The organism is Vreelandella alkaliphila (assembly GCF_016107625.1).
Taxonomy (GTDB): domain Bacteria; phylum Pseudomonadota; class Gammaproteobacteria; order Pseudomonadales; family Halomonadaceae; genus Vreelandella; species Vreelandella alkaliphila.
This window is the reverse complement of the sequence record NZ_JABASV010000027.1, coordinates 1-3,054: the sequence shown is the minus strand read 5'-3', so window position 1 is coordinate 3,054 and position 3,054 is coordinate 1. Positions and strand designations below refer to the sequence as shown.

At 53.7% G+C, this 3,054-nt stretch carries 1 rRNA gene; it reads left to right on the top strand.

Annotation, left to right across the window (positions count from 1 at the left end):
- Window positions 1-136: 136 nt before the first annotated feature.
- Window positions 137-3,029, top strand: a 23S ribosomal RNA gene (locus JFC11_RS18805).
- The last annotated feature ends 25 nt before the right edge of the window (window positions 3,030-3,054 follow it).

The following is a 3,054-nucleotide window of genomic DNA, read 5'->3' as shown; positions in this document are numbered from 1 at the left end:
CAGTCGCTCTTTAACAATGTATATCATGCTGACATAAACGTTTTTAAAACGTTTATACGTAATTGTTTTGTGATACGTCTCAAGCGTATCCGGCAATCGTTATCATTGCGAGACACCAGACTCCTTCGGGTTATAGGGTCAAGCAATGAAGCGCACACGGTGGATGCCTAGGCAGCCAGAGGCGATGAAAGACGTGGAAGCCTGCGATAAGGCTCGGCGAGGTGGCAAACAACCTGTGACCCGGGCATTTCTGAATGGGGAAACCCACTCATCATAAGATGAGTATCTTGCGCTGAATATATAGGCGTAAGAGGCGAACCAGGGGAACTGAAACATCTAAGTACCCTGAGGAAAAGAAATCAACCGAGATTCCCCTAGTAGCGGCGAGCGAACGGGGACCAGCCCTTAAGCATGTGACTGATTAGGCGAATGCGCTGGGAAGCGCGGCCATAGTGGGTGATAGCCCCGTAGTCGAAAATCTGATCATGTGAAATCGAGTAGGTCGGGGCACGAGAAACCTTGACTGAAGACGGGGGGACCATCCTCCAAGGCTAAATACTCCTGGCTGACCGATAGTGAACCAGTACCGTGAGGGAAAGGCGAAAAGAACCCCGGAGAGGGGAGTGAAATAGATCCTGAAACCGTGTGCGTACAAGCAGTAGGAGCAGACTTGTTCTGTGACTGCGTACCTTTTGTATAATGGGTCAGCGACTTATATTCAGTGGCGAGGTTAACCGTTTAGGGGAGCCGTAGGGAAACCGAGTCTTAACTGGGCGACACAGTCGCTGGATATAGACCCGAAACCGAGCGATCTATCCATGAGCAGGGTGAAGGTTGAGTAACATCAACTGGAGGCCCGAACCAGGATCTGTTGAAAAAGATTTGGATGACTTGTGGATCGGAGTGAAAGGCTAATCAAGCTCGGAGATAGCTGGTTCTCCTCGAAAGCTATTTAGGTAGCGCCTCACGTATCACCGCCGGGGGTAGAGCACTGTTTCGGCTAGGGGGTCATCCCGACTTACCAACCCGAGGCAAACTCCGAATACCGGTGAGTGCAAGCGTGGGAGACACACGGCGGGTGCTAACGTCCGTCGTGAAAAGGGAAACAACCCAGACCGTCAGCTAAGGTCCCGAAATCCTGGTTAAGTGGGAAACGATGTGGGAAGGCTCAGACAGCTAGGAGGTTGGCTTAGAAGCAGCCATCCTTTAAAGAAAGCGTAATAGCTCACTAGTCGAGTCGGCCTGCGCGGAAGATGTAACGGGGCTAAACCAGGTACCGAAGCTACGGGTTCACACTATGTGTGAGCGGTAGAGGAGCGTCGTGTAAGCCAATGAAGGTGGATTGAGAAGTCTGCTGGAGGTATCACGAGTGCGAATGCTGACATGAGTAACGATAAAGGGAGTGAAAAACTCCCTCGCCGGAAGACCAAGGGTTTCTGTTCGACGCTAATCGGAGCAGAGTGAGTCGGCCCCTAAGGCGAGGCCGAAAGGCGTAGTCGATGGGAAACAGGTCAATATTCCTGTACCGGACATGATTGCGATGGGGGGACGGAGAAGGCTAGGTGAGCCAGGCGTTGGTTGTCCTGGTGAAAGTGAGTAGGCTGGTATCTTAGGTAAATCCGGGATGCCTTAAGGCCGAGACACGAAACGAACTGACTACGGTCAGGAAGTCATTGATGCCACGCTTCCAGGAAAAGCCTCTAAGCTTCAGATCATGTGCGACCGTACCCCAAACCGACACAGGTGGTCAGGGTGAGAATCCCAAGGCGCTTGAGAGAACTCGGGTGAAGGAACTAGGCAAAATGGTGCCGTAACTTCGGGAGAAGGCACGCCGGCGTAGGGTGACGAGACTTGCTCTCTAAGCCCGAACCGGTCGAAGATACCAGGTGGCTGCAACTGTTTAGTAAAAACACAGCACTCTGCTAACGCGCAAGCGGACGTATAGGGTGTGACGCCTGCCCGGTGCCGGAAGGTTAAATGATGGTGTTAGGATTCGTCCGAAGCTCTTGATTGAAGCCCCGGTAAACGGCGGCCGTAACTATAACGGTCCTAAGGTAGCGAAATTCCTTGTCGGGTAAGTTCCGACCTGCACGAATGGCGTAATGATGGCCACGCTGTCTCCACCCGAGACTCAGTGAAATTGAAATCGCCGTGAAGATGCGGTGTACCCGCGGCTAGACGGAAAGACCCCGTGAACCTTTACTATAGCTTCACACTGGACGCTGATGTTGCCTGTGTAGGATAGCTGGGAGGCTTTGAATCTCGGACGCCAGTTCGAGGGGAGCCAACCTTGAAATACCAGCCTGGCATCATTGGCGTTCTCACTCAGGTCCGTTATCCGGATCGAGGACAGTGTGTGGTGGGTAGTTTGACTGGGGCGGTCTCCTCCCAAAGAGTAACGGAGGAGCACGAAGGTACCCTCAGCACGGTCGGACATCGTGCAGTGAGTGCAAGAGCATAAGGGTGCTTGACTGCGAGACAGACACGTCGAGCAGGTGCGAAAGCAGGTTCTAGTGATCCGGTGGTTCTGTATGGAAGGGCCATCGCTCAACGGATAAAAGGTACTCCGGGGATAACAGGCTGATACCGCCCAAGAGTTCACATCGACGGCGGTGTTTGGCACCTCGATGTCGGCTCATCACATCCTGGGGCTGAAGTCGGTCCCAAGGGTATGGCTGTTCGCCATTTAAAGTGGTACGCGAGCTGGGTTTAGAACGTCGTGAGACAGTTCGGTCCCTATCTGCCGTGGGCGTTGGATGTTTGAGAAGGGCTGCTCCTAGTACGAGAGGACCGGAGTGGACGCACCTCTGGTGTTCCGGTTGTCACGCCAGTGGCATTGCCGGGTAGCTATGTGCGGACGGGATAACCGCTGAAAGCATCTAAGCGGGAAGCCCCCTTCAAGATGAGACATCCCTGAGGCCTAGAGCCTCCTGAAGGGCCCAGCGAGACCAGCTGGTTGATAGGCACGGTGTGGAAGCGCTGCAAGGCGTTGAGCTAACGTGTACTAATGGCCCGTGAGGCTTGACCCTATAACACCCAAGGGGTCTGGTCGTA